The following is a 671-nucleotide window of genomic DNA, read 5'->3' on the forward strand; positions in this document are numbered from 1 at the left end:
GTCATGGTATGTCTAAGCGTGTAAAAGTAACATTGTGGAGCATTCTAGGAATCCTAGTTGTGTTAAGCGTGATCGGCATTGTTGCTTTCTACCAAACGTTTCCAAGCTAGTCAAATAGTAAAGCAGACCTTTAAGGGTCTGCTTTACTTAATTATGTAATTGTTCATGGCAAAACAAAAATCATGTGAATTTTTTCAAGTGATTTAGGTAAAATAAAAATGAATCCTTGAAAAATCCAGCTAGTACCTTGACTTTTCAAGAATTCGCAACATATAATATGTTTAGATGCAGGTGGTAAAGGAAACCCCTCGTAAAAAAAAGAAATCCTTAATGAAAGATGTAATGGTGGTAGGGAGTGCCCCACGTTAAAAAAAGAAATCCCATCGAATGATAAAAAATATGTTGTAAGATATTTCAAAAAGACCTAGTATTTTTACTAGGTCTTTTTTATTTTTTAAATCACTTAAGGGGAAAACAATGGCGAAGATAAAATTGCATCAATTAACACAAGACTTTTATGACGAACATAGCCATTTAACAGAGATAGCAGATAAAAATTCAAATGGCAATCTTGAAGACAAAGGGCGAGGTTATGGTGTTTTAATGATTGAAATAAAAGGATACCAATTCGCTATCCCTTTACGCTCCAAAATTAAACATAAATAAAACTT

Annotated in this window: 1 protein-coding gene; it reads left to right on the forward strand. The window is 32.6% G+C overall.

Annotated features, from left to right (window positions below; genetic code table 11):
* Nucleotides 1–477 precede the first annotated feature (477 nt).
* Nucleotides 478–666, forward strand: a complete 189-nt coding sequence (locus ACFV2J_RS42510; RefSeq protein WP_385443851.1) for a hypothetical protein — start codon at nucleotides 478–480, stop codon at nucleotides 664–666.
* Nucleotides 667–671 lie beyond the last annotated feature (5 nt).

Origin of the sequence: Streptomyces sp. NPDC059668 (assembly GCF_042734135.1) — a bacterium.
Taxonomy (GTDB): domain Bacteria; phylum Actinomycetota; class Actinomycetes; order Streptomycetales; family Streptomycetaceae; genus Streptomyces.